Annotated in this window: 18 protein-coding genes; 11 read left to right on the top strand and 7 right to left on the bottom strand. The window is 69.9% G+C overall.

Annotated features, from left to right (window positions below):
* Positions 1-256: 256 nt before the first annotated feature.
* On the bottom strand, positions 257-1,786 hold the full coding sequence (locus AB0B82_RS09500; protein ID WP_360164482.1) for a fibronectin type III domain-containing protein: 1,530 nt from the start codon (positions 1,784-1,786) through the stop codon (positions 257-259).
* A 186-nt stretch (positions 1,787-1,972) separates the two neighbouring features.
* Positions 1,973-4,192 (bottom strand): LamG-like jellyroll fold domain-containing protein, encoded by a 2,220-nt coding sequence (locus AB0B82_RS09495; RefSeq protein ID WP_360164480.1) that lies wholly within the window; start codon positions 4,190-4,192, stop codon positions 1,973-1,975.
* A gap of 197 nt (positions 4,193-4,389) precedes the next feature.
* Here AB0B82_RS09495 and AB0B82_RS09490 point away from each other — a divergent pair, with 197 nt between their 5' ends.
* Both AB0B82_RS09490 and AB0B82_RS09485 read left to right on the top strand, forming a co-directional pair.
* A complete protein-coding gene (locus AB0B82_RS09490; protein ID WP_360164478.1) occupies positions 4,390-6,012 on the top strand; it encodes a Wzz/FepE/Etk N-terminal domain-containing protein in 1,623 nt (540 codons plus the stop codon).
* Positions 6,013-6,077: 65 nt separating this feature from the next.
* Entirely contained in the window at positions 6,078-7,346 is a 1,269-nt protein-coding gene (locus AB0B82_RS09485) for a hypothetical protein (protein ID WP_360164476.1), read from the top strand.
* A 1-nt stretch (position 7,347) separates the two neighbouring features.
* On the opposite strand, the gene AB0B82_RS09480 is transcribed toward AB0B82_RS09485, so the two are convergent.
* The gene (locus AB0B82_RS09480) at positions 7,348-8,763 is read right to left on the bottom strand and encodes a right-handed parallel beta-helix repeat-containing protein (RefSeq protein ID WP_360164474.1); all 1,416 of its coding nucleotides are present in this window, start codon (positions 8,761-8,763) and stop codon (positions 7,348-7,350) included.
* A gap of 215 nt (positions 8,764-8,978) precedes the next feature.
* Positions 8,979-10,385 carry a glucuronate isomerase gene (uxaC, locus tag AB0B82_RS09475; protein ID WP_360164472.1) on the bottom strand — a complete coding sequence of 469 codons (1,407 nt, stop codon included), beginning with the start codon at positions 10,383-10,385 and terminating at the stop codon, positions 8,979-8,981.
* A gap of 197 nt (positions 10,386-10,582) precedes the next feature.
* Between uxaC and AB0B82_RS09470 the strand changes: the two genes are divergently transcribed.
* Together AB0B82_RS09470 and AB0B82_RS09465 are read left to right on the top strand one after the other, a co-directional pair.
* Complete coding sequence (locus tag AB0B82_RS09470; RefSeq protein WP_360164470.1) at positions 10,583-11,605, top strand: LacI family DNA-binding transcriptional regulator; 1,023 nt, start codon at positions 10,583-10,585, stop codon at positions 11,603-11,605.
* A 45-nt stretch (positions 11,606-11,650) separates the two neighbouring features.
* A complete protein-coding gene (locus tag AB0B82_RS09465) occupies positions 11,651-13,027 on the top strand; it encodes a mannitol dehydrogenase family protein (protein ID WP_360164468.1) in 1,377 nt (458 codons plus the stop codon).
* A 3-nt stretch (positions 13,028-13,030) separates the two neighbouring features.
* Here the strand turns inward: AB0B82_RS09465 and AB0B82_RS09460 are convergent, their stop codons facing one another.
* Both AB0B82_RS09460 and AB0B82_RS09455 read right to left on the bottom strand, forming a co-directional pair.
* On the bottom strand, positions 13,031-14,617 hold the full coding sequence (locus tag AB0B82_RS09460) for a right-handed parallel beta-helix repeat-containing protein (protein WP_360164466.1): 1,587 nt from the start codon (positions 14,615-14,617) through the stop codon (positions 13,031-13,033).
* Between the two features lie 170 nt (positions 14,618-14,787).
* On the bottom strand, positions 14,788-16,503 hold the full coding sequence (locus AB0B82_RS09455; protein ID WP_360164464.1) for a right-handed parallel beta-helix repeat-containing protein: 1,716 nt from the start codon (positions 16,501-16,503) through the stop codon (positions 14,788-14,790).
* 76 nt (positions 16,504-16,579) lie between these two features.
* Here AB0B82_RS09455 and AB0B82_RS09450 point away from each other — a divergent pair, with 76 nt between their 5' ends.
* The 5 genes from AB0B82_RS09450 (at position 16,580) to AB0B82_RS09430 (ending at position 20,633) form a co-directional block, all read left to right on the top strand.
* Positions 16,580-17,779 (top strand): glycosyltransferase, encoded by a 1,200-nt coding sequence (locus AB0B82_RS09450; protein WP_360164462.1) that lies wholly within the window; start codon positions 16,580-16,582, stop codon positions 17,777-17,779.
* Between the two features lie 79 nt (positions 17,780-17,858).
* The gene (locus AB0B82_RS09445; RefSeq protein WP_360164460.1) at positions 17,859-18,308 is read left to right on the top strand and encodes an adenylyltransferase/cytidyltransferase family protein; all 450 of its coding nucleotides are present in this window, start codon (positions 17,859-17,861) and stop codon (positions 18,306-18,308) included.
* Positions 18,305-19,027 (top strand): CDP-alcohol phosphatidyltransferase family protein, encoded by a 723-nt coding sequence (locus tag AB0B82_RS09440; protein WP_360164458.1) that lies wholly within the window; start codon positions 18,305-18,307, stop codon positions 19,025-19,027. The genes AB0B82_RS09445 and AB0B82_RS09440 overlap by 4 nt, the downstream gene beginning before the upstream one ends.
* Positions 19,027-19,443 carry an adenylyltransferase/cytidyltransferase family protein gene (locus AB0B82_RS09435; RefSeq protein ID WP_360164456.1) on the top strand — a complete coding sequence of 139 codons (417 nt, stop codon included), beginning with the start codon at positions 19,027-19,029 and terminating at the stop codon, positions 19,441-19,443. The genes AB0B82_RS09440 and AB0B82_RS09435 overlap by 1 nt, the downstream gene beginning before the upstream one ends.
* Complete coding sequence (locus AB0B82_RS09430; protein WP_360164454.1) at positions 19,443-20,633, top strand: glycosyltransferase; 1,191 nt, start codon at positions 19,443-19,445, stop codon at positions 20,631-20,633. Before AB0B82_RS09435 ends, AB0B82_RS09430 begins: the two co-directional genes overlap by 1 nt.
* A gap of 193 nt (positions 20,634-20,826) precedes the next feature.
* Here AB0B82_RS09430 and nadA read toward each other — a convergent pair whose 3' ends face one another.
* Entirely contained in the window at positions 20,827-22,017 is a 1,191-nt protein-coding gene (gene nadA, locus AB0B82_RS09425; RefSeq protein ID WP_360164452.1) for a quinolinate synthase NadA, read from the bottom strand.
* Positions 22,018-22,096: 79 nt separating this feature from the next.
* On the opposite strand from nadA, the gene AB0B82_RS09420 reads away from it, so the two are divergent.
* Together AB0B82_RS09420 and AB0B82_RS09415 are read left to right on the top strand one after the other, a co-directional pair.
* Positions 22,097-22,687 carry a nucleotidyltransferase family protein gene (locus AB0B82_RS09420; RefSeq protein WP_360164450.1) on the top strand — a complete coding sequence of 197 codons (591 nt, stop codon included), beginning with the start codon at positions 22,097-22,099 and terminating at the stop codon, positions 22,685-22,687.
* Positions 22,688-22,725: 38 nt separating this feature from the next.
* The gene (locus AB0B82_RS09415; RefSeq protein WP_360164448.1) at positions 22,726-23,601 is read left to right on the top strand and encodes a MoxR family ATPase; all 876 of its coding nucleotides are present in this window, start codon (positions 22,726-22,728) and stop codon (positions 23,599-23,601) included.
* Positions 23,602-23,606: the final 5 nt, after the last annotated feature.

The raw sequence follows: 23,606 nt of genomic DNA, 5'->3' as shown, positions 1-23,606 counted from the left end.
TCGTCCTGGCTGGCGGCATCGTCACTAGGTGGAGGCGCTGGTACGGATGCCGGTTCGACGGCGCGGTGCCTCCGCGAGGGGAGCGCAAGGGTATTCGGGTCGACGTGCCGAACTGCTCCTGCGGGTCGACGAAGGCAGGATGGGCCGGGTCTTCTGAGCCACACATGCGTCAGAAGACCCGGATCCCCCGGTGCTGGGTTCGCGCGGCAGTGGTGGGTCGAGTGGCCCGGCCACAGTGGGGGTCTCGGTGGGGTGGTCAGGGGACCTTTACCGAGGCGTTGGGGCCCTTGACGATGTTGCGGCCGTCGTGGACTTCTACGTGGTAGGTGTATGTGGAGCCGCGGGCGAGGCCGCGGTCGACTACCTGGTAGGTCTTGCGGGGTTGCCAGTAGTACGACGTGTAGCGGTTCGAGCCGATGTTGGCGGTGCCGCGGAAGACGTTGTAGGTCAGCGTCAGGTTGTCCAAGTCGTACACGTCGGGGTAGCTGACGTAGACGCGGCCGGCGGTGGTGGCGACCAGGGTCGGGGCCTTCGGCTTGGCGGGGTACGCGCCGCCGGCGGCGTTGGTGAAGCGGGCGATGCCGACCTGGATCTGGCCGTTCACGTGCAGGAAGTCACCGCCGACCCACAGGTCGCTGTCGGTACCGGCCATCGCCAGCGGGCCGACCTTGGTGGTGCTCTTCGGGTTGGCGTCGGTGTTCGGGAACCAGGGGCCGATGTTGCCGTTGATCGCGCTCTCGACCAGCAGGTAGTGGGTGCCGGTGCCGTCCGGGAAGCCGTTTGGCGACGAGGTGCAGTTGTGCGCGTGCGAGCCCTTGTAGACCCAGTTGCCGATCGCCTTGATCGCTTCGGTGGCGCCCAGGCAGTTGTTCTTCCACAGCAGCTTGCCGGTCGAGACCTGCGCGGCCAGTACGCCGTCGTAGCAGCCGGAGCCGTCGCCACCGTTGGACACGAACACCTTGTCGCCGAGCGTGTCGATGTCCTTGACTCGCGTCGTACACGTCGGAGTCGGCTTCGGGATCGCGGCCGCGGCCGGGAAGGAGAACGCCGCACCGGTCGTGGTGTTCAGCATCGCGAGCGAGTAATGGTCCTTGCCGTTGATCGTACTGAACGGGCCGCCGGCGAACACCCGGGTGCCGTTGTCGGACACATCGATCGCGTACACGTCGTTGTTCGCGTCCGGGTTCCACGGCAGGAGGTCGCCCTGGAGCAGGCGGACGGCGCCCAGCCGGTTGCGGGTGGTGCCGTCGATGGCGCGGAACGCGCCGCCGATGTAGACGGTGCTGCCGGAGATCGCCAGTGCCTTGACCCGGGCGGAGACCACCGGGTCCCAGGCGGCGACCAGCTTGCCGGTGACGACCGAGAACATCGCGATCTTGCTGCGCCGGATGCCGTTGACGGTGGTGAAGTCGCCGCCGATCACGACCCACTTGCCGTCGGGGCTGGTGGCGATCGCGTAGACCGGACCGTTCAGGGTCGGCGCGAAACCGGTCGGCTTGCCGGTGGTGCGGTCGAACGCGGCGACGTACGTGCGGACCGTCTCGGGCGCTTGGCCGGCCGCCTTCCCGGGCTGCCGGAGCCGGGTGAACAGACCGCCGGCGAACACGGTGTTGCCGGCGATCGCCAGCGCGTTCACGCTGTTGTTGGTCTGCCAGGACGGCTGCTTGATCGCGGAGACCGCGGAAGCGAAGCCGGGGGCAGCCGCCTCCACCGGAGGTCCGGACGGAATCAACGCTGCGGCCACCACGGCCACGACGGTGACGGCGGCCAGCACGAGCTTCTTCATTTGTGTGGGGTGTCCTTCGACTGGGCGGGGGTCAGTCAGTGCGCGCCTCATACACGCACCAGCGAAGGACCTTAGCGCTGCGGGAGGCCCATCGGAACGGGCCTCCCGCCCACGTTATGACTTTGTGCTGGAGACGCCTTTTCGCCTTGTTTTCCTTACAGAACTCTTACGTTCGGGCCCGAACTTTCACCGTGCCGCGTAGTGCGTCTGCACCTGCAGCGGCGTCAGTGCGTACGGGTACACGGCGGCCTCGTCGATCCCCATCCCGGTCTGCGTCGCACCGCCTCCGGGCCAGGAGTTCCCGAGGTCATACCCGATCCGCCACCAGCCGTAGTACAGCGACGCCTGGCCGACCTGGGCGCTGCCGGACAGGACACCGTCGACGTACAGCTTCATGCTGCCGTTGTCGTACGTACCGACCACGTGGTGCCACTGCCCGTTGTTCTTGCCCGAGGTGCTGGTCAGCGTGCGCTGCGTGCCGTCGTTGACGCCGAACACGATCGAGCCGTTGGTCCGCATGTACAGCATTCGGTCGCCACCGCCGGTGCTGTTGCCGGTCCGGGAGTTGCCGAAGCCGATGATCCGGCCGCCGCGGTTGAGGCCGCTCTGCTTGACCCACGCCTCGACCGTGAACTGCTGCGGCATGCTGTACGCCTTCTCGCCGACCATCCGGCCGCTCGTGGTGCTGATCGTCGCGGCGGTGTTGCCCGCGATCGCGCCGGCCGCGCCGAGCGTGACGCCCGTGAACGTGCCGTTGTTGCTCTGCCCGGAGGAGTCGACGGAGGTCGTCGTGCCCACCGGCTCGCCGAGTCGCCAGTACGCCTGCGGCCCGTCCGCGGCGACGATCTGGTCGTACGCCGTGGACGCCGTCGAGGCGACCGTGATCGGGTCGGAATAGTTGCCGCGCAGCGTGGTGTTCCCGTCGGTGACCTCGACGCGGTAGTTGGTCTCCTCGCCGGGCGCCGACGACGTGTCGGTGTAGCTCAGCCACGGCCGGTCCCACGGCGTCGACTTCGCCGTCCAGGTCGCGATCGTGGTGTTGCTGAAGCCCTTGAGCAGCCGATAGGTCAGTGTGCTGTCGTCGTTGTCGACGACGGTCGGGAAGTGGATCTGTACGACGCCCGGCCGCACGCTGTACGGCCGCAGCTTGGCGGGCTTGGCGGGGGCCGCACCAGGGGCCGCGTCGGTGAAGCGGGTCAGACCCTGCTGGCCGGTGCCGTTCACGTTCAGGAAGTCGCCGCCGACCCACAGGTCGTCGCCGCCGGTCGCGAACGCGAGCGGGCCGACGTTGGTCGCGCTGTTCGGGTCGGCGTCGGTGTTCGGGAACCACGGGCCGAGCGTGCCGTCGGCGAGGTTCTCGGTCAGCAGGAAGCGGTAGCCGAAGCCCTGCGGGAAGCCGCCGGCGCCCTGGTTGGCGCAGTCGTGTGCGTGCGATCCCTTGTACAGCCAGCCGTTCACGACCTTGATCGCCTCGGTCGCGCCGAGACACTCGTTCTTCCACTTCAGCGTGTTGGTCGCGATGTCGGCCGCCCAGGTGCCGTCGAAGCACCCGCCGCCGTCGCCGCCGTTGCCGAAGTACACCGTGTCGCCGCTCGCGTCGATGGCCTTCACCCGGGTCTTGCAGGACCCGTTCGGCGGCGGTACGGCGGATGCGCCCGGGAACGGGAGCACCGCACCCGTGAGCGGGTCGAGGCTGGTGACGGTGTTCTGGTTCGTGCCGTTGACGGTGCTGAACTGACCGCCGGCGTACACCTTCGACGCGTCGTCGGCGGCATCGACCGCGTACACGTCGCCGTTCACCGCGGGGGCCCAGGGCAACAACGTGCCGGTGTCGGTGGTGACGGCCGCGAGGCGCAGCCGCTCCTGGTTGTTGACCAGGCCGAACGAGCCGCCGAAGTACACCGTCGTACCGGACACCGCGATCGTCTTGACGCGATACGAGACCGACGGTTTCCAGTTCGAAACCAGGGCGCCGGTGGCGGTGTCGAAGGCGGCGATCCGGTTCCGGGTCTGGCCGTTGACCTTGGTGAAGTCGCCGCCGACGAAGATCCGGGAGCCGTCCGCGGACGCGGCGACCGCGTAGACCTGACCGTTCAGCACCGGGTTGAACGCGGTGACCAGGTCGCCGGTGGTCGCGTCGAAGGCCGCCAGGTACGCCTGCGCGACCTCACCGGTGCCTGGCGCGGCACCCGGTGGGCGAACGGTGGTGAAGCGGCCTCCGGCGTACGCTTTACCGTCGGCGACCGCGATGCCTTGGACGCTGGCGTTGGTCTGCCAGGCCGGGCTGGTGGTCGCCGACAGCGACGCCTCGATGCCTTGCGCGGGTGGCGCCAGTGTCACCACCAGCGCTCCGGCGAGCAAGGTGCCCACGATCCCCAGGCGCGTGAACAGCCGTCGTCTTGTCATGTAGCGATGTCCCCCCTTGGACATGTGCGGCGCGGGCGGCGCCGTGCAGTTCGCACTGCTCACGCAGCTCTGACTGCTTTGACAGCGGTGATGCTCCCCCGGGGAAGAGAGTAGGGCACAACAGCGCCATCGCGTGAGCGTCCGTCCGAACCTGTGGATATCCTGGGGCGCTGGCGCCGAGCGGAGTGAGGTAGTCGATGGAACCGGGGACCGTGGTCTGGCGGGAAACCGCTCAGTCACTGCTGCGGCAGAAGTGGCTGATCCTGGGTTGCATCGTGCTCGGCCTCCTCGGCGCCTCGGTGTTCGCGCTGTCCCAGACCGAGCGCTGGACGGCTTCGAGTCAACTGGTGATCGGCCCGGCCGTGCCGCCGGCGCTGGTCGGGAAGCTGTCCACCTCCGCGGACAAGAGCGGTCCGCTCGGGATGGACCTCCCGGCCGAGACGCAGGCCCGCGTGATGGCCAGTCCGACGCTGCTGAAGGCGGTCGTGAAGGGTCTCGGGCTGCCGGACGACGACCAGACCGTGCAGGACCTGGCCGCGGTGACCCGGGTGAAGGCGGTCACCGACAACGCGTACCTGGTCACCACCGACGGTCCGACCGCGCAGCAGGCGGTCGACCGAGCCAACGCGATCGCAACCATCTACCTGGCGCAGCGCAACGCCGAGGCCAAGGCACTGCTCACCAACCTGGCCGAGCAGGCCCAGGCCCGGTCGAAGACCGCGACCCAGCAGTCCCGCAGCCTGGTCAGCCAGATCGACGAGGCGGTCGGCCGCGGTGACAACCAGACCGCGGCCGCGCTGCGCGACCAGCGCGTCGGGCTGGCGACCGAGGCGCGGCAGGCCGCAGACGACGCGGCCGCGATGCTCAAGGCGCTGGCGACGGTCGGTGCGGGCAGCCAATTGGTGACGCCGGCAACGACCGACACCGCCAGCTCGTCGCCGATGGTCGCCCGCGACATTCTCGTCGGCGGCATCCTGGGCCTGGTGCTCGGCTTCGGTCTGGCGTTGCTGCGCTCGCACCTGACGCCGTACATCCTGACCCGCGACCAGGCGGCCCGCGCGGCCACCGCGCCGGTGATCGCGGCCTCGGAGGGGAACCGGCGCCGGTTCTGGCAGCGGTACGCCCCGGAGCTCCCGCAGTACGAGATCACCGCGCTCGGCGCCGAGGCCAGCGGCGCGCTGGCCCGCCGCGAGCTGAACCCGCGGGCGTATGCCGGTGGCGGTCCGGGCGCACTGCTGGTGGTGTCCGCGTCGCCGACCCCGAACTCGGCGGGGATCGCGCTGGCGATGGCCGAGGCCAACGCCCGCGACGGGCGCGAGACGCTGCTCGTGCTGGCCGACATCGAAGGTCCGCCGGTGCTCCCGCACCTCACCGGCCACGAAGGCCTCACCGACCTGGTGAACGAACCGGCCGCGACCCGTGCCATCCGGGCTCGCAAGCTGTTCCGTCCGGGCACCGTCGCGGACCTGTACGTACTGCCGCCCGGGCTGAACCACGAGGAGAACGCCGAAGCGGTCGGCCCGTCGCTGGTGCCGGGCATCGTCGCGGATCTGCCACCCGGGTACTCGGTCGTGATCCACGGACCCGCGTCCGTCGGCCGGCACGGGATCGCTCCGCTCGCGGCGGCGGTCGAGGCGTCGGTACTGGTGATCCAGGTCGGTCTCGACAAGGAAATGGACGTCGCGCGGCTGACCGGTGCGCTGCAGTTCGCCGGCGCGCCGGTGCTGGGCGTCGTCCTGATCGGCGCCGCGCCGCAGGACGAGACCCTCGGCATCCCGGTGAACTTCCAGCCGCTGGACTCGGGTACGCCGACGCGCTGATGGCGATGACCGGGCGAAGGACTGCATCGCCGTCTGGACCACCGTCTGGACCACTGTCTGGACCAATGCGGTTGGCGCCGGCGGTGCCGGGCACCGTCGAGGGTGAGAACGAGCGGCCGGCCTGGTTCTGGTTGTTGCTGTGGTGCCTGTTCGTGCTCGGTGTGCAGCCGTGGTCGTCGCGGGTCGCGGCGCCGCAGGGGACGACCGGATCCACCAACAGCATCGCGAAGGGCCTGCTGCTCGGCGCGGTGTTCCTGGTGGCGCTGGCGGCGACCAAGCCCGGCTTCCGGACGCGGGTGAATCCGTCCAGCTGGCTGTACGTGATGTACGTGCTGTTCGCGTCGGGGACCGCGTTCCTGCTGGCCGAGCCGATGGGACCGTTGACCCGGCTGGCCCGGTTCCTGATCGGCCTGCTGCTGGTGTTCCTGCTCTGGCGGCCCTTGGTCCGGGTTCCGGAGCGGCTGGTGCGGGCCCACCTCTGGGCGCATCTGTTGCTGGCGGCGACTGTCGTCATGAGCCTGGCGTACGCGCCGTCGGAGGCGTGGCGTCCACTGCGCTCGCTCGGGAACGGCTACCGCCTGCAGGGTGTCATCATCCCGATGCTGCCGCCGCGGGTCGGTGAGGTCGGCGCGATCCTGCTGGGGCTGGCGCTGATCGGATGGTTCAGCCGGAAGCTCGCGACGCTGCCCGCCGTGACGTTGATCGGGCTGGGCGGGGTCCTGGTCGCGGCCAGCCGGACCCGGACCTCGGCGGCCGCGGTCGCCTTCGGTCTGGTGATCGCGCTGGTCATCACGCGCAAGACCTGGACCGGCCGGCTCCTGAGCTTCTCCGTACCGGCGTTGCTCGGCCTGGCCTTCCTCACCATCGACTCGCTGCGTACGTGGCTGCTGCGCGGGCAGGGAACGCAGCAGATCAGTTCGCTGAGCGGCCGGACGACGAGCTGGCAGGCGGTCCTCGAGGAGAAGGTGTCGCTGCAGACCGCGATCATCGGCCACGGTCTGGGCAACAAGCGGGTCCTGCTCCGGCGCGGCGAGGGCGACATCGACGTGATGGCGATCGACAACAGCTGGCTGGGGCTGTACTGGGAGACCGGGTTGCTCGCGGTCGCGATCGTGGCGGTCGCGCTGATCGTCGCGTGGGTGTCGGTGCTGCGCGCGCCCACGCCGTACATCCGGGCCTGTGGCGCGCTGCTGCTCGGGTACGTCACGGCTGCCTCGCTCAACGAGAGCGGGCTGTCCGACCTGTCCTCGATGACCGTGCACCTGCTGGTCGCCGCGGCCATCTGCGACGCCGACCGATTACGCCGTCGCCAGCGAGTGCCGGCTCCGCAGTGAGTCAGCTGTTCACGGAGTCCTTGTCGAAGCCGGACTCCTGCCACTGCGACCAGGACATCGTCCTGCCGCGGAACGCAAATCGCTCCTTGCCGCCGGCCACCTGGTAGCTGTTGCGGCGGAACGTCACCGCGCCGGGCTGCACGGGGGAGCGCTTGTTCTCCACGACGCCGAGGGTCGACGCGGCATCGGTCATCACGACCAGATTGCCCTCGACCAGCACATTGCGCAGGACGTACGTACCGCGTGGGCCGTCGCCGCGGGTCCGGGACTGGATCGACAGCGCGTTGCGGTTGTCCCGGATCAGATTGCCGCGCACCTCGACGTCGGACGACGTGTTGACGTTGATGCCGCCGCCGTCCCAGAGCGAGCCGCCGGAGCCGCGGCCGGTGCCGAAGCCGTTGCGCTCGACGACGTTCTGGTCGATGACGCCGGCGTAGCTGATCTCGTACCGGATGCCGTCGGCGGCATTGTCGCGGATCCGGTTGCCGGTGATCCGGCGGTCGTACTCCGCGATGTCGCTCCACATCCCGATACCGCGGTTGGCGACGATGTCGTTGTCGCGCACCTCGCCCGACGACCGCGTGGACTTGATGCCGCCGGACTCCCAGTCGGCGATCCAGAAGCCGTCGGTGTTGTTGCGGGTGACCAGGTTCGCGGTGATCTTCACACCGGCCGACTTGTACTGCCCGATGCCGAGCTGGCCGTTGTCGGCGACCGTGTTGCGACTCAGTTCGGTGTTGTCGCCCTCGATCACCATGATGCCGACGGCGTGGTTCCAGCGGACCTCGTTGGCGGTCACCGTCCAGCCCCGGCCGACCTGCAGCGCACCGGCCTGCGGGCGGCTGGCGAACCGCTCGATCGTCAGGCCGGTGACGGTCACGTCGTCGGCGCTCTTGTCGATCGCGGTCTGGGTCCGCGACATCTCGAGCGCGTGGCCGGTGGGGTCGTCACCGACGTACACCGTGTTGCTGCGGTAGTCGCCGTAGAAGGCCCCGGGCCTGACCTGCGCCAGGCTCATCACGCGGGTCAGGTGCTTGCCGTCGGCAAACAGTTGCTCGCCGAGCCGGCAGGGGTTGGCCTGGTTGTCCTCGCATTGGCCCTTGAGCGGGTACGGCGCCGGCAGGACGCCGCGGACCGCCCAGGCGTTGCCGGTGCGCTGCCATCCGGTCAGGCGGACGGCGCCGCTGAGGATCGCGCCTGGTTCCCCGGCGAGCGTGTCACCGGTGCGCGGCCGGATCGGCTTGGTGAGCCGGTGCACGCCCTTCGCGAAGCAGAACGTCGCGCCCTCGGGTGCGGTGTCGATCACGGGTTGCGGGTCGACGCCGACGGCGATGACGGTGCCTTTGCACGGTTTCGCCGTACTGGGTCCGGTCGGTCCGAGGGCAGCCGCGGCCGCGGCCGGTGGAGCGGTTGGCACCGTCACCGTGACGGTCGGCGTTGCGGCTTTCGATGGTTCGGGCGAGCTGTCGGAGTTCGAACAGCCCGCCAACAGCAATACCGCGGCACCAGTCGCCGCGACAGCCCCACGCCTCATCCACGTCCCTTCCAGCCACCCCCGCCGTACCAGACTCCCGGGACCCTACCCGGCACCCGGTTCGGTACGGCGCGACGCCCCGTAGGGTCGATGCGGGGTCAGGACAGGTAGGTGTCCTTCGCAAGGTCGTAGGCGAGGGCACGGGCGACCTCGACGGCGTTGTCCTCGTCGAGGCGGTGCTGGACGACGAGGTTCGCCAGGTAGCCGGCGTCGATGCGGCGGGCGAGGTCGTGGCGGGCCGGGATCGACAGGTACGCGCGGGTGTCGTCGACGAACCCGCTCATGTTGTAGAACCCGGCCGTCTCCGTGACGAGCTCGCGGAACCGTCGCATGCCGTCAGGACTGTCGAGGAACCACCACGGTGCCCCGAGCCGCACCGCCGGGTAGACGCCGGCCAGTGGCGCCAGCTCCCGCGAGTAGACGGTTTCGTCGACGGTGAACAGCACCAGCCGGAAGCCTTCGGCGTGCCCGAACCGCTCGAGCAGTGGCCGCAGCGACCGGGTGAACTCGGTCGCGACCGGGATGTCGTGGCCCTGGTCCGGCCCGTATGTCGCGAAGATCGCCGGATCGTGGTCGCGCAGGACGCCTGGGTGCAGTTGCATGACCAGCCCGTCCTCGGCCGACATCACCGCCGACTGGTAGAGCATGTGCCCCGCGAACGCGGCCGCGTCCGCTGCGGTGACGTCGCCCTTCAACGCACCGGTGTAGATCCGGCTCGCCTCCGCGTCGGTCAGCGGTACGGCGGCGGCGCTGAGGTGACCGTGGTCGGTCGCCCGCGCACCGGCCGCGACGAACGCCTGCCGCCGGTGACGGAGTGCTTCGAGGTAACCGTCGTACGTCGAGGTGTCGACGTCGGCGAGTGCGCCGAGCTGCTCGATCAGTCCGGGCCAGCCGTCGCGGTCGACGTGGACGACGGCGTCCGGGCGGAACGTCGGCACGACCCGGCCGGGCAGGTCCGCAGCCAGAGCCGCGTGCTGGGCGAGGTCGTCGGTGGCCGCGTCGGTGGTGGAGATCAGCTCGATGTTGAACCGGTCGAGCAGCGCCCGCGGCCGGAACTCGGGCTCGGCGAGGCGCGCCATGATCTGGTCGTAGAGCTCGTCGGCGGTCTCCGCGGACGGGTGGGTGGTCAGCCCGAGCACCTCGGCGAACTCGTGTTCCAGCCAGTAGCGGCTCGGTGTGCCGAGGAACAGGTGCCAGTTCGCGCAGAACGCACGCCAGATCTCCCTCGGCTCGGCGGTCCGCCGGCCGTCGCGGCGGGGCAGTCCGAGCGCGTCGGGGGCGACGCCCTGGGAGACCAGCATCCGGGTCACGTAGTGGTCGGGGACGACCAGCAGCTCGGCCGGGTTGCCGAAGGGCGCGTCGGAGGCGAACAGCCCGATGTCGACGTGACCGTGCAGGCAGAGCAGCGGCAGGTCCTTGGTCGCGGCGTGGATCCGGCGGGCGACGTCGCGGGCGGGACCGGCCGGCAGGGCGCGGTCCGGATGAGGCTGCAGGGCCTTCGACATGGATCCTCCGATGAGCGGCTCAGGAACCGGGCTGGCACAGTGCTGAAACGATGCTGCAAAGGATTGCAGTGGGAGCCTTGTCCGCACAAGGGCGTGTCCACGAGCGTGTCCGCACCCGGCAGCGGGCGGTGGCAGGCATTCTTGACACGAGCTGCAACCGATTGCAAACTCGATCGCGACCCTCGGAGGAGACCACCATGGCGGCAACGATCCGGGACGTGGCGCGGTTGGCCGGCGTCTCGCCGTCCACGGTCTCGCGGGCGCTCTCGCTGCCGGAGATGGTCAACCCGGCCACCCGGGCTCGCGTCGCGGCGGCCGTCGAACAGCTCGGCTACGCGCCGAACCGCGCCGCCCGCGGCCTGATCACCGGCCGCACCGGCACGATCGGTCTCGTCGTCCCCGATCTGGCGAACCCGTTCTTCGCCAGCCTCACCAAGGGGGTGCAGGCGCGTGCCCGGCACCACGACGTCGCCGTCTTCGTCGCCGACACCGACGAGGACCCGTCCGCCGAGGCCGGCCTGGTCCGGGCGCTCGCGAAGCAGGTCGACGGTATCGTGCTCTGCTCGCCGCGAGTCGACGACGACGAACTGGTCGCGATCGCGCAGGACGCCGCCGTCGTACTGGTCAACCGCAGCGCTGCGGGTCTGCCCGGTGTCGCGTACGACAACGAGGACGGCATGCGTCAGGCCGTCGCCCACCTCGTCGCCCTCGGCCACCGCAAGATCGCGTGGGTCGGTGGTCCGGCCACGTCGTGGTCAACGCAGCACCGCGGTCTCGGACTGCGCAACGCCGCCGACTCGCTGCGCGCGAGGCTCGTCCCGGTCGGCAACTTCGCGCCGACGTACGAAGGTGGGGTGGCGGCCGCGGACCAGGTGGTCGCCACCGGCGCGACGGCCGTCGTGGCGTACAACGACCTGGTCGCGATCGGCCTTCTGGCCCGCCTGCACAGCCGCGGAATCTCCGTACCGGCCGATCTGAGCGTGGTCGGTGTCGACGACATCGCGATGGCCGGGATGGCGCGGCCCGCGCTGACCACGATCCGCCTCCCGAAACAGGAAGCCGGCCGGATCGCCGTCGAACTGCTCCTCACCGTCCTCGACGCCCCTGACGGGCTCGGCTACACCAGGCCGGTCGCGCACCAGGACGAGCTCAAAGGCGAGCTGATCGTCCGCGACTCCACCGGGCCGGCGCCACGCACCGACCGACGCCCCTCGCACTGACCACCGCCCTTCGCACTGACCACCGCCACTGAAAGGTGCTGTCGCTTGAACAGGCTGAGTCTTACCAATCTGCCCGTTGCTCCTGCGGTCGATCCGCGGGCGCTGTCCGTCGGCATCGTCCATCTCGGGATCGGTGCGTTTCACCGGGCGCACCAGGCGGTTGTCACCGAGCGGGCGGCGGTGGAGACCGGGGACACCCGGTGGGGGATCGCCGGAGTCAGCCAGCGGTCCACGACAGTGCGGGACCAGTTGGCACCGCAGGACGGGCTGTACTCCGTGCTCGAGCGCGGTCTCGGTGAGCCGTCGATCCAGGTGATCGGCAGCGTCCGCGAGGTGCTGACGGTGCCCGAGGACCCGGAGGCGGTGGTCGCGCGGATGGCCGACCCGGCGGTGTCCGTGGTCACGCTGACGGTCACCGAGAAGGGGTACCGCGCGGCCGGCGACGGGCTGAATCTGGCCGACCCGGAGATCCAGGCGGACCTCACCGGTCGCCCGCCGCGGACGGTCGTCGGCCAGCTGGCGGCGGCGATCGCGCGCCGGGACGAACCGCTGACGATCCTGTCCTGCGACAACCTGGTGTCCAACGGCCCCTTCCTGCGCCAGCTGGTGACCGACTACTTCGATGCGCTCGGCAAGCTGCCGCCGGCGTTCGAGGCGACCCGGTTCCCGGCCGGGATGGTGGACCGGATCGTCCCGGCGACCACCGACGCCGACCGCGACGAGGCCGCTCGGATGCTCGGTGTCCGGGACGAGGCCGTGGTGGTCGCGGAACCGTTCCTGCAATGGGTGATCGAGGACGACTTCGCCGGTGCGCGTCCCGCCTGGGAGCGCGGCGGCGCCGTCCTGACCGCGGACGTGGCGCCGTGGGAGCAGGCAAAGCTGCGGATGCTCAACGCCACCCACTCGATGCTCGCGTACCTCGGTGCGCTGCGCGGGTACGAGACGATCGCCGAGGCGGTGCGCGACGACGAACTCGGCGCGCTCGCGCGGCAGTTGATGACCGACGACGTCGTACCCACGCTGACACCACCGGACGGGCTGGACCTGACGGCGTACGGCGCGAGCGTGCTCGAGCGGTTCGAGAACCCGGCGCTGAAGCACCGCACCCGGCAGGTCGCGATGGACGGCTCGGTCAAGCTGCCGGTCCGCATGCTCGGTACCGTCCGCGACCGGCTCGCGGCCGGCGCCGAACCGCGGATCATCTCGCTCGCGGTCGCCGCCTGGATGGTCTACGTGTCGAAGACGCCCGACATCGACGATCCGCAGGCCGACCGGCTGCAGGCGGCGGTCGCGGGAGTGAGCGAGCCGGCCAAGCTGGTCGACGCCCTGCTCGCGGTCGACTCGATCTTCACGCCCGACCTGCGTGACTCGGCCGCCTTCCGGGACCTGCTGATCGACCACGCCGCCGCGCTGCTCGCCTGACCCTCAGCTGGGCGGACCGAGGACGGTCAGGATGCCGGTCGCGTCGAGCACGGCCTTGCCGATCGTGAAGACGCTCGTGGTGTCCTGGCCGGTGGCCTGCCACTGCTTCGCGGTGAACCAGCGCCCGGTCTTCTGGAAGCGCTCGACGGTGAGGCTGTCGAGGATGTAGGTGTTGCCGTTCAGCGACACCTCGCCGTCCGGGATCGCCGCACCGGAGTTCTGCACCATGCCGGTGGCGGCGGTCCCGCCGCGCATCGTCACCTGGTTGCCGGAGACAACGATGCCGCGGAGCAGGTTCGTGCCCCACGGCCCGGAGCCGCGGGTCCGGGACTGGATCGCGATGCCGTTGACGTTGTTCGCCACCACGTTGTCGCGGACCTGCACGTTCGACGAGGTGTTCACGTTGATCCCGCCGCCGTCCCACAGCGACGTACCGGATCCGCGGCCGGTGCCGAATCCGTTGCCCGAAACCACGTTGTCCGCGATCACGCCGTTGCGGCCGATCTCGTAGCGGATCCCGTCGGCCGCGTTGCCGACGATGTGGTTGTTGCCGAAGGTCCGGTTCTCGTCGTACGCGTCGCTCCACAGGCCGATGCCACGGTTGTCCTTGATCAGGTTGCCGGTCACCCAGCCGCCGTTCGACCAGGTGGTCTTGATGCCGCCGGACTCCCAGTCCGCGATCCAGAACCCGTCGGTGTTGTTGCCGCTGACCTCGTTCGCCGAGATCGTGCCGCGCAGCGTGCTGTACTGCCCGACGCCGAGCTGACCGTTGTGGTGGATCCGGTTCCTCTCGAGGACGGCGCCGTCGGCGTTCACCAGCATCGCCCCGACCGCGTGGTTCCAGTGGATGTCGTTCGCGAACACCTTCCAGCCCAGGCCGAGGACGACCGCGCCGCCCTGCGGCGGCGTGGCGAAGTGCTCGATGGTCAGGCCGCGAACCGTGACGTTGTTGCCACCCGGCTCGATCGCGGTCGGGGTGCTGGACATCTCGATCGCGTGCCCGACCGGAGTGTCGCCCAGGTAGACGGCGTTCGCCGCATAGTCCGCATAGAAGGTGCCGGGGGCAACCTTGTCGCGGCTGGGCACTCGGGTCAGGTGTTTGCCGTCGCGGAAGACCTGCTCTCGCAGGTAGCAGATGTTCGCCTGGTTGTCCTCGCACTGCCCGGTCTTCGGGTACGCCGGCGGCAGGACGCCGGTGGTGACCCAAGCCTTGCCGGACGCGGACCAGCGGGTGAGCCGGACGGACCCGGTCAGCACGGCGCCTTGGTCGCTGGCGAGGACCTGGCCGGCCTTCGGGCGGATGGTGTCCCGGATCCGGTGCAGTCCGGCGGTGAAGCAGAACGTCGTACCGGTCGGATGATCGGCGACGACCTCGGCGGCGTTGTCGGCGGTCCGGATCGGTACGCCGGTGCACGCGGGCGCGAGTTCCGGCCCGGTTCGGAAGGAACCGTCCGCCGGCGGAGTGGATGCGGCCGGCGCGGACGTGGTGACCGTCCAGTCGTCGCCGATCGGCGCACTGTTCGCAGGCAGCGGGCCGACGGCAACCAGTCCGGTGCCGACTGCAACAACTGCCAGTAGAGCTGTTCTCATAGCGGAGCCTCCGGTGGCACAGGTAGCCCTGGGCGCACCCCCCATGGCGCGGCTTCGCTACGCAGGTTACTCCCACGTCACGTAGTCATGGCAATACGTAGCGCACAAATATGTTGCGATGTGCAAGCAACCGATCACGCTCAGCCGGTGCCCATGGCAGGCTCAAAGCGTCAGTTGGCGAGGAAGCTGCCGATCGTGTCCAGGCCGGCCTGGCGCCACCCGGAGGCGGTCAGCTTGGCGCCGAATCGGGCGAACCGCTGCGTGCCGAGGTCGTCGAGCACGTACTTGTTGCCGGTGAACACCACTTCACCGGCCGGAACCTCGGCGCCGGAGTTCTGGACCATGCCGGTCGCGGCCGTACCGCCGGTCATCTCGATCGTGTTGCCGCTGACCTGGACGTCACGCAGCAGGTACGTCCCCCACGGGCCGCTGCCGCGAGTCCGGGACTGGATCGTGACGCCGTTGACGTTGCCCGCGACCCGGTTGCCCTTGATCGTCACGCCGGACGACGTGTTCACGTTGATCCCGCCGCCGTCCCACAGCGACGTACCGGATCCACGCCCGGTGCCGAACCCGTTGCCGGTGATCGTGTTGCCCTCGATCGTGCCGTTGCGGCTGATCTCGTACCGGATGCCGTCCGCGGCGTTGCCGATGATCTGGTTGCCGCTGATCACCCGGCCGTCATCGGCGACGTCGGCCCACATGCCGACACCCAGGTTGCCCTTGATCACGTTGCCGCTGACCGTGCCGGACGAGCGGGTGGACTTGATCCCGCCGGACTCCCAGTCGGCGATCCAGAAGCCGTCGGTGTTGTTCGCGCTGATCACGTTGCGGGTCACGGCCGCCGCGGCCGAGCTGTACTGGCCGAGGCCGAGCTGGCCGTTGTGGTGGATCAGGTTCTTGTCGATCTTCGCGTTGTCGGCGTCGACCAGCATCACGCCGACCGCGTGGTTCCAGCGGACGTCGTTCGCGGTCACCTTCCAGCCCGGGCCGGACACCAGCGCACCGGCCTGCGGCGCGCTGGCGAAATGCTCGATGGTCAGGCCGCGGACGACGACGCCGTTCGCGTTGGACTCGATCGCGGTCGCCGTTTTCGACATCTCGACCTCATGACCGGCCGGGTCGCTGCCGAGGTAGATCGCGTTTGCCGCGTAGTCGGCGTAGAACGTGCCGGCCTTGACCGCGGCCAGGCTGCCGACCCGCTTCAGGTGCGTACCGTCGAGGAACAACTGCTCCCGCAGGTGGCAGATGTTCGCCTTGTTGTCCTCGCACTCACCGCTCTTGCCGTACGCCGACGGGAGTGCGCCACGCACGATCCAGGCGGACCCGGACTTGGTCCATCCGGTCAACGGCACCGAGCCGCTCAGTACGGCGCGTTGCGCGCTGGCGAGCACCTGGTTGGCCTTCGGGCGGATGGTCTTGCCGATCCGGTGCAGGCCGGCGGCGAAGCAGAACGTCGTACCGGCCGGCTTGGAGCCGACGATCGACTGCGCGTCCTGGCCCGGCTTGATCACGACGCCCGAGCACGGCCCCGCGACGGCAGGCCCGGCCTCGTCGGAGTCGACGACGGGCGGCTTCGGCAGCTTGGGCTCGGCGGTCGTGGTCGGCGTCGTGGTCGGCTTCTTGCTCGGCGCCGTCACGGGCTTCTTCGGCACCGCGGTGGTAATCGGCGAGCCCGGCTTGGTCGAGGTCTTCGGTGGGGCAGCGGTGGTGGCGGGGGTGGTCCGGCCGGGCCGGTGGGAGGGCAGGGCTCGGGCCGCGGCCTGTTCGGGATCCTGGACCTTCGCCGCTCGGGTCGCCTTGTTCTCCTGGGCGATCACCGGCACCGCGATCGTAACGATCGCGACGGCCGCAGCGATGAGCGCTCCGAACCACAACTTCCTCAATGAACTCTCCTGATTTCCCTCAGTGGGAGGGGCGGGCGAGACCAGGTGTAGCCACTGCGAGACTTAAGGTAGTGCCATGCGGGTCGCCATGCTGCACAACCGGTACCGAACCGGTCAACCCAGCGGTGAGAACACAGTTGTCGCACAAACGGTTGATTTGTTGCGTAACTCAGGACATGAAGTCGACCTTTACGCCCGGGACAGCGACGACATCGCCGGATTCAGCCGAAAAGATCGCGCATTGTTACCGTTTCGCTCCGTTTGGTCATTCTCGGCCGAACGCGATTTAACGAAGCTATTGCAGGCGCAGCGGCCCGATGTGGTGCACGTGCACAACACGTTCCCGCTCTTCAGCGCCTCCGTCCTGCGGGCCGCGCACCGGCTCGGCCTGCCGATCGTGGCGACCTTGCACAACTTCCGGCTGCTCTGCGCGAACGCCGTACTCCAGCGCGACGGCAGGCCCTGTGAGTCGTGCCTCGGCAAGCTGCCGCTGCCCGCGGTGCGGCACGGGTGTTATCGAGACTCGCGAGTGCAGACACTTCCGCTGGCGTTGAGCATCGGCGTCCACAACACCGTGCACACGTGGCAGCGGTACGTCGACACGTTCGTCGTACCGTCGGCGTTCGTCGCGGAGCGGTACGTCGCGGCCGGGTTCGACCCGGAGCGGTTCGTGGTGAAGCCGCACGCCGTACCGGACCCCGGAGCCGTCCGACATGGTGCCGGGGAAGCGGTGGTGTTCCTCGGCCGGTTGAGCGAGGACAAGGGGTTCGCGGATCTGCTCGAGGCCTGGGACTCCAGGCTCGGCCGGCTCGTTGTCATCGGCGACGGTCCGCTGCGGGCGGCGGCCGAGGAGCGGGCGCGGCTCGATCCCTCGATCGAGGTGCTCGGGCAACTACCGTGGGCGGACGGTATGGCGCAATTGCGGTCGGCACGCGCCGCCGTCGTACCGGCCCGGTCGTACGAGACGTTCGGGCTCGTCGTGGTGGAGGCGTTCGCGCACGGCGTGCCCGTGGTGGCGTCGCGGCTCGGTGCGCTGGCGGAGCTGGTCGACGACGGGGAAACCGGTGCGCTCACCGCCCCGGGTGATCCGGAGGCGCTCCGAAAGGCGATCGGGTTGGTGGCTGATCCCGAGACTTCGATAGCCTTCGGCGGACGAGCCCGTCAGGCTTACCTGGAGCGCTTCACACCGGAGCGCGACGTGGCAGCCACGGAAAGGATCTACACCGATGCGATCGCCCGGCACTCCGCCAGCGGCCGGGCGCGCACGGGAGTCTAAGCACAGGATCACGGCCGGTGCAGGGGGCAGCGCCGGACCGGAGGGAGCTCAGGAAGTGGTGTTGGGGGATGGTGATGGCGTGGGTGGCGCCGTAGGGGAGCTGCCGCTGGTCGGTTGCGTGGCCGGGACGTTCGACCTGTTCCACGTCGGTCATATCGACGTGCTGGAGCGGGCCCGGCGGCACTGCGACCGGTTGGTGGTCGCGGTGCTGTCCGACGACTGGGCAGCAGCCGCGTGGGGCGGGCGGCCGTTCGTGCCGCTGCTCGAGCGAGCGCAGATCGTCCAGCACCTGCGGTGTGTCGACGCGGTCGTTGCCGTCGACGACCTTGCGCCCGGATGGCTGTCCGCCGTCCCGGAGGTGCGGACCGTGTTCGCCGCCACCGGCACCGACGGCGTCCTCGGTGCCGCGGAGCTGACCGGGGTACCTGCCACGATGCTCACTGTCCTCCCCGCCGGCCGCGAGTCGCGCAGTACGATCCTGCGCGCCGCGATCGACCAGCGGCAGTCGCGCAGCTCGAACGTCGCATGAGCGGGCTGCGAGCAACTGTCGCGCAGTTGTCCCAGGCACAGAAGCCTTCGGCCGGTACGCCGGCGTACTCCCGGTTCGTGAACCGTCGGATCGGCCGCGTCTTCGCGGCGGCGGCGTTCCACGCGCGGCGGACGCCCAATCAGGTCAGCCTCGCGAGTGGTGCCTGTTCGCTCGCGGGGATCCTGCTGATCGCGCTGGTTCGGCCGTCGTTCGGGCTTTCGCTGGCGGTGACCGCGCTGCTCGTGCTGGGGTACGGGCTGGACTCCGCGGACGGCCAACTGGCGCGGCTGCGCGGCGGCGGATCGCCGCTCGGGGAGTGGCTCGACCACATGATCGACGCGGTGAAGATCGTGCTGCTGCACAGTGCGGTGCTGGTCTCGTTCTTCCGCTTCGATGCCTTTGACAACGATCTCGTGCTGCTCGTGCCGCTGGCGTACGTGTGCATGTCGTCGGTGCTGTTCTTCGGACTGATCCTGATCGACCAGCTGCGCCGCCACGGTGCCGCCGGAGAACCCAACCAGCGTGGCGATTCGGTCGTGAAGTCGTTGCTCATCGCGCCGACCGACTACGGCGTCCTCTGCCTGGTCTTCCTCGCCTTCGGTACGCCGTCGCTGTTCGTCGTGCTGTACGGCGCGTTGCTGGCACTGAACCTGCTGTTCCTGGCAGCCGCGATCGCGAAGTGGTACCGCGAGATGGCCGCCCTGGGGGTGCGGGCCTGATGGCGATCGTCGGGTACGCACCCGGGGTCTACGACATGTTCCACATCGGCCACCTGAACATCCTGCGTCGCGCCCGCGAGCACTGCGACCACCTGATCGCCGGTGTCGTCGAGGACGATGTGGTGGCTCGGATCAAGGGCCGCCCACCGGTTGTGCCGCACGAGGAGCGCATGGAGGTCATCCGGGCGCTCGACCTGGTCGACGAGGTGGTCAGCGACTGGTCCAGCGACAAGTTCGAGATGTGGCAGCAGCTGCGCTACGACATCCTCTTCAAGGGCGACGACTGGAAGGGAACCGAAAAGGGGACCAGACTGGAGAGGCTGCTGGGTGAGGTCGGCGCATCGGTTCACTACTTCCCGTACACCGCCTCCACCTCCAGCACCGATCTGCGGAGGCTTCTGGAGGGGATGAGCTGATGCCTGGCCGGCCCAAGGTCCTGCTCAGCGCGTACGCCTGCCGGCCGGCGGGCGGTTCCGAGCCCGGCGCCGGCTGGGCGTGGGCGAAGGCCGCGGCGCGCGACCACGACGTGTGGCTGCTGACTCGCGGCAAGTTCGCGCACGAGATCGCCGACGAGCTCGCGGCGCGGCCGGTTCCGGGGCTCACCGTCGTACCGCTGGAGCTGCCGTCGTGGATCCTGCGGCTGCGGCGCCGCCCGTCGGACGTGTACTGGTACTACCCGCTCTGGCAGAACCTCGCCCGCCAGACGGCGCGGCGGCTGCATGCGGAGCATTCGTTCGACGTGATCCACCACCTGACGTTCGCGGTGGACTGGATGGGCGCCGGCGTGGTCGAGCCATCGTCCGCGAAGGTGATCTGGGGCCCGGTCGGCGGATCGACGACCGCGCCACTGTCGATGGCGCACTGGCTCGGCCCGCGCGGGGTCGTCGGCGAGCTGGTCCGCCGCGGGTACACCGGGATCCGGCGCCGCGCGACCGGTCGCCGGATGGCCCGCACCGCCGACCTGGTGATTGCCCAGAACAACGATGTCGCCGAGGCGTTCCGCCGGTATGCGCGCGAGATCGTGGTCCAGCCGAACGTCGCGATCCGGCGGTTCACCGCCTCCGGCCCGTACGAGCCGTTCGGCGCGCCCGGTGTGCAGACCGCGCTGTTCGTCGGCCGCTTGATCCCGTGGAAGGGCGTCCTGCTCGCGATCAGCGCACTGGCCCGGCCCGAGGCCGCGAACTGGGAACTCCGCATCATCGGCGACGGCCCCGACTGGGGACGCGCCGAGAGCCTCGCCCTCCAGCTCGGGGTCCGCGACCGCGTCGAGTTCATGGGCGCACTGCCCCGCGAGGAGGTGCTCGCCGCGATGTTCCGCGCCGACGCCCTGCTCGCTCCGGCCCTCCGCGAGGCCGCCGGCTGGGCAGTCACGGAGGCCCTGGCCTCCGGCTGCCCCGTCGTCTGCGTCGCCCGCGGCGGCCCCGCGGTCATCGTCGGCCCCGGCGAAGGCGTCACCGTCCCCTGGAACGGCGACGTCGTCGGCGACCTCGCCCGCGGCCTCGCCTCCCTCCAGCACCGCATCACCCCGGTGGACCGCTGGGGCCCCGACCGCCTCCCCGACCTCCTCGCCCAGTGGTACACCCCGGCCCACGTCGCCGCCGACTGACCCAGCCAACCAGCTCTGGCAGACTGAGTTCTGGCCGGCGAGTACGACAGCACGATCGGTGGCGCACCCGGCACCGTCGAGTCGCACCAGCCGCAGCCTGAGGGTGTCCGCGTGCTGCGCGATCCCGACGGCCACCTGTTCTGCCTGTTCCTCGACGGCTTCTGACCGGGGAGTGCCGCGCCGGCTGGAGGAATCAGTCGCGGGCGGTCTTGCCCGGGAGGGCGAGCATGCGGTCGAGGGCGACCTTGGCGTAGTGCTGGGTGGCGGCGTCGACCTTGATCGGGTTGACCACCTGGCCGGCGACCAGGTTCTCCAGCGCCCAGACGAAGTGCGGCAGGTCGATGCGGTTCATCGTCGCGCAGTAGCAGACCGTCTTGTCGAGGAAGACGATGTTCTTGTCGGTGTGCTGTTTGGCGAGCCGCTGGACCAGGTTCAGTTCGGTGCCGACGGCCCAGGAGGTGCCGGGCTCGGCCTCGTCGAGCGCGTTGATGATGTACTCCGTCGAGCCCACCTGGTCGGCCTTCGTGACGACCTCGTGGCGGCACTCCGGGTGCACCAGCACGTTCACACCGGGGACCCGGGCCCGGACGTCGTCGACCGACTCGGCGGTGAAGCGGCCGTGCACCGAGCAGTGCCCGCGCCACAAGATCATCTTCGCGGCGGCGAGCTGCTCGCGGGTGAGTCCGCCGTCCTTCTTGTGCGGGTCGTAGACGACGCAGTCGTCCAGCGCGAGGCCGAGCTGCCGGACGGCGGTGTTGCGGCCGAGGTGCTGGTCGGGCAGGAACAGCACCTTCTCGCCCTGCTCGAACGCCCAGTTCAGTGCGGTCTCGGCGTTGCTCGACGTACAGACGACGCCGCCGTTGCGGCCGCAGAACGCCTTGATGTCGGCGCTGGAGTTCATGTAGGTGACCGGCACTGTGACGTCGGCGACGCCGGCGTCGGCGAGCGCGTCCCAGGCGGCCTCGACCTGCTGGATCCGGGCCATGTCCGCCATCGAGCAACCGGCCGCGAGGTCGGGCAGGATCACGGTCTGGTCGTCGTTGGTGAGGATGTCGGCGGACTCGGCCATGAAGTGCACACCGCAGAACACGATGTACGGCGCGTCCGGCCGGGCCGCGGCGTCGCGGGCGAGCTTGAACGAGTCACCGGTGACGTCCGCGAACTGGATCACCTCGTCGCGCTGGTAGTGGTGCCCGAGCACGAAGACCTGGTCGCCGAGCGCCGCCTTCGCCGTCAGCGCCCGCTGCACGAGGTCCGGGTCGGAGGCCGGCGGGAGCGCTCCCGGGCACTCGACGCCGCGCTCGGAGTGCGGGTCGGTGTTCTGGCCGAGGAACAGCAACGGAAGGGATTTCGAGCCTGCTGCCATCGTCGTCACGTCAGACATCGTCCCATGCCCACCTTCCCGCGCCGCGTGGACCGCGGCACTGCCCGCACTGTGGACCCCGCCGCACTACGCTGCGGCTGTGGAGACCGCAGGGGTTGCCGGCCTGGTTCTCGCCGCTGGTGCCGGTCGCCGGATGGGCCGGCCGAAGGCGCTCGTCCGCGACGCCGACGGTACGGCGTGGGTGGTCCGGGCCGCGCGCTTACTCACCGAGTCGGGGTGCTCACCCGTGGTTGTGGTCGTCGGCGCCGCCGCGGACGAGGTGCGCGCCGAGCTGGCGGCCGAGCCGGTGCAGGTGATCGAGGCAACGGACTGGATCGAGGGGATGGGCGCGTCCTTCCGCACCGGACTGAGCTTCCTCGACGAACACTCCGAGGTCGACGCGGTCGCCGTCGTGCCGGTGGATGTTCCCGGCGTCCAGCGGGTCGCGGTACGGCGGGTTCTTGCGGAGGCGGGACCCGGGGCGCTGGCGCGGGCGACGTACGACGGGGCGCCTGGGCATCCGGTACTGATCGGGCGGACCCATTGGGCCGGTGTGATCGCCTCGGCGCGCGGAGACGAAGGCGCGCGGAGCTATTTGCGGGCGCACGACGTCGTCCACGTCGAGTGCGCGGACGTGAGTGACGGCGTGGACGTGGACACGGTCGAGGAGCTACCGCCGGGACACGGCTGAGTCTTGGCAAGCTCCGCAAGGAGGTGAATCCTGAAGGTGTGAGAGCCGTCGGCTCGGCGGCCGAGCTGGCCGAGCAGTTGCGGACGACCGGGTACCTGGCCGACGAGGGCCTGGCCACGGTCGGATATCTCGCGCTCGCGCTGCACCGCCCGCTGTTGCTCGAAGGTGAGCCGGGCACCGGCAAGACCTCGCTCGCGGCCGCGGTTGCGGAGGCGCTCGATCTCGAGCTGATCCGCCTGCAGTGCTACGAGGGCATCGACGCCTCCCAGGCCTTGTACGACTGGGACTTCCCGCGGCAGATCCTGCACCTGCGCACCGTCGAGGCGACCACCTCCGACGCCGTGGTGGAGGAGGTCGAGAAAAGCCTGTTCGACGAGCGGTTCCTGTTGTCGCGGCCGGTACTGCGGGCGCTCCGCGAAAGTCCCGCCGTGCTGCTCGTCGACGAGATCGACCGGGCCGACGACGAGTTCGAGGCCTTCCTGCTCGAGGTGCTGTCGACATACGCCGTGACGATCCCCGAACTCGGCACGATCACCGCCGAGGTACCGCCGATCGTCGTGCTCACGTCGAACCGCACCCGCGAGGTGCACGACGCGCTGAAGCGGCGCTGCCTGTACCACTGGATCGACCATCCCGGCCTGGCCCGCGAGATCGAGATCGTCCGCACCCGCTTGCCGGAGGTGTCGGCGCGACTTGCCGAGCAGGTGACGCGGTCGGTGCAGCGGATGCGCGACCTCGACCTGCTGAAACCGCCGGGGGTCGCCGAGACGCTCGACTGGGCGCGGGCCCTGGAGGCGCTCGGCGCCGAGATCCTCGACATCGAGACCGCGGCCGCCACGCTCGGCGCGGTGCTCAAGTATCGCGAGGACACCGACCGGGTCCGCGAATCCCTCGATCGGTTGCTGGCGAGTTGACCGGC

Origin of the sequence: Kribbella sp. NPDC048915, assembly GCF_040649595.1 — a bacterium.
Lineage (GTDB): Bacteria > Actinomycetota > Actinomycetes > Propionibacteriales > Kribbellaceae > Kribbella.
The sequence above is the reverse complement of the archived record's forward strand: the minus strand, read 5'-3'. Positions and strand labels throughout refer to the sequence as shown.

Coding starts and splice junctions, on each gene's coding strand:
- AB0B82_RS09500 (WP_360164482.1), bottom strand. CDS start 1,786: ATGAAGAAGCTCGTGCTGGCCGCCGTCACCGTCGTGGCCGTGGTGGCC.
- AB0B82_RS09495 (WP_360164480.1), bottom strand. CDS start 4,192: ATGACAAGACGACGGCTGTTCACGCGCCTGGGGATCGTGGGCACCTTG.
- AB0B82_RS09490 (WP_360164478.1), top strand. CDS start 4,390: ATGGAACCGGGGACCGTGGTCTGGCGGGAAACCGCTCAGTCACTGCTG.
- AB0B82_RS09485 (WP_360164476.1), top strand. CDS start 6,078: ATGCGGTTGGCGCCGGCGGTGCCGGGCACCGTCGAGGGTGAGAACGAG.
- uxaC (WP_360164472.1), bottom strand. CDS start 10,385: ATGTCGAAGGCCCTGCAGCCTCATCCGGACCGCGCCCTGCCGGCCGGT.
- AB0B82_RS09470 (WP_360164470.1), top strand. CDS start 10,583: ATGGCGGCAACGATCCGGGACGTGGCGCGGTTGGCCGGCGTCTCGCCG.
- AB0B82_RS09460 (WP_360164466.1), bottom strand. CDS start 14,617: ATGAGAACAGCTCTACTGGCAGTTGTTGCAGTCGGCACCGGACTGGTT.
- AB0B82_RS09450 (WP_360164462.1), top strand. CDS start 16,580: ATGCGGGTCGCCATGCTGCACAACCGGTACCGAACCGGTCAACCCAGC.
- AB0B82_RS09440 (WP_360164458.1), top strand. CDS start 18,305: ATGAGCGGGCTGCGAGCAACTGTCGCGCAGTTGTCCCAGGCACAGAAG.
- AB0B82_RS09435 (WP_360164456.1), top strand. CDS start 19,027: ATGGCGATCGTCGGGTACGCACCCGGGGTCTACGACATGTTCCACATC.
- AB0B82_RS09430 (WP_360164454.1), top strand. CDS start 19,443: ATGCCTGGCCGGCCCAAGGTCCTGCTCAGCGCGTACGCCTGCCGGCCG.
- nadA (WP_360164452.1), bottom strand. CDS start 22,017: ATGTCTGACGTGACGACGATGGCAGCAGGCTCGAAATCCCTTCCGTTG.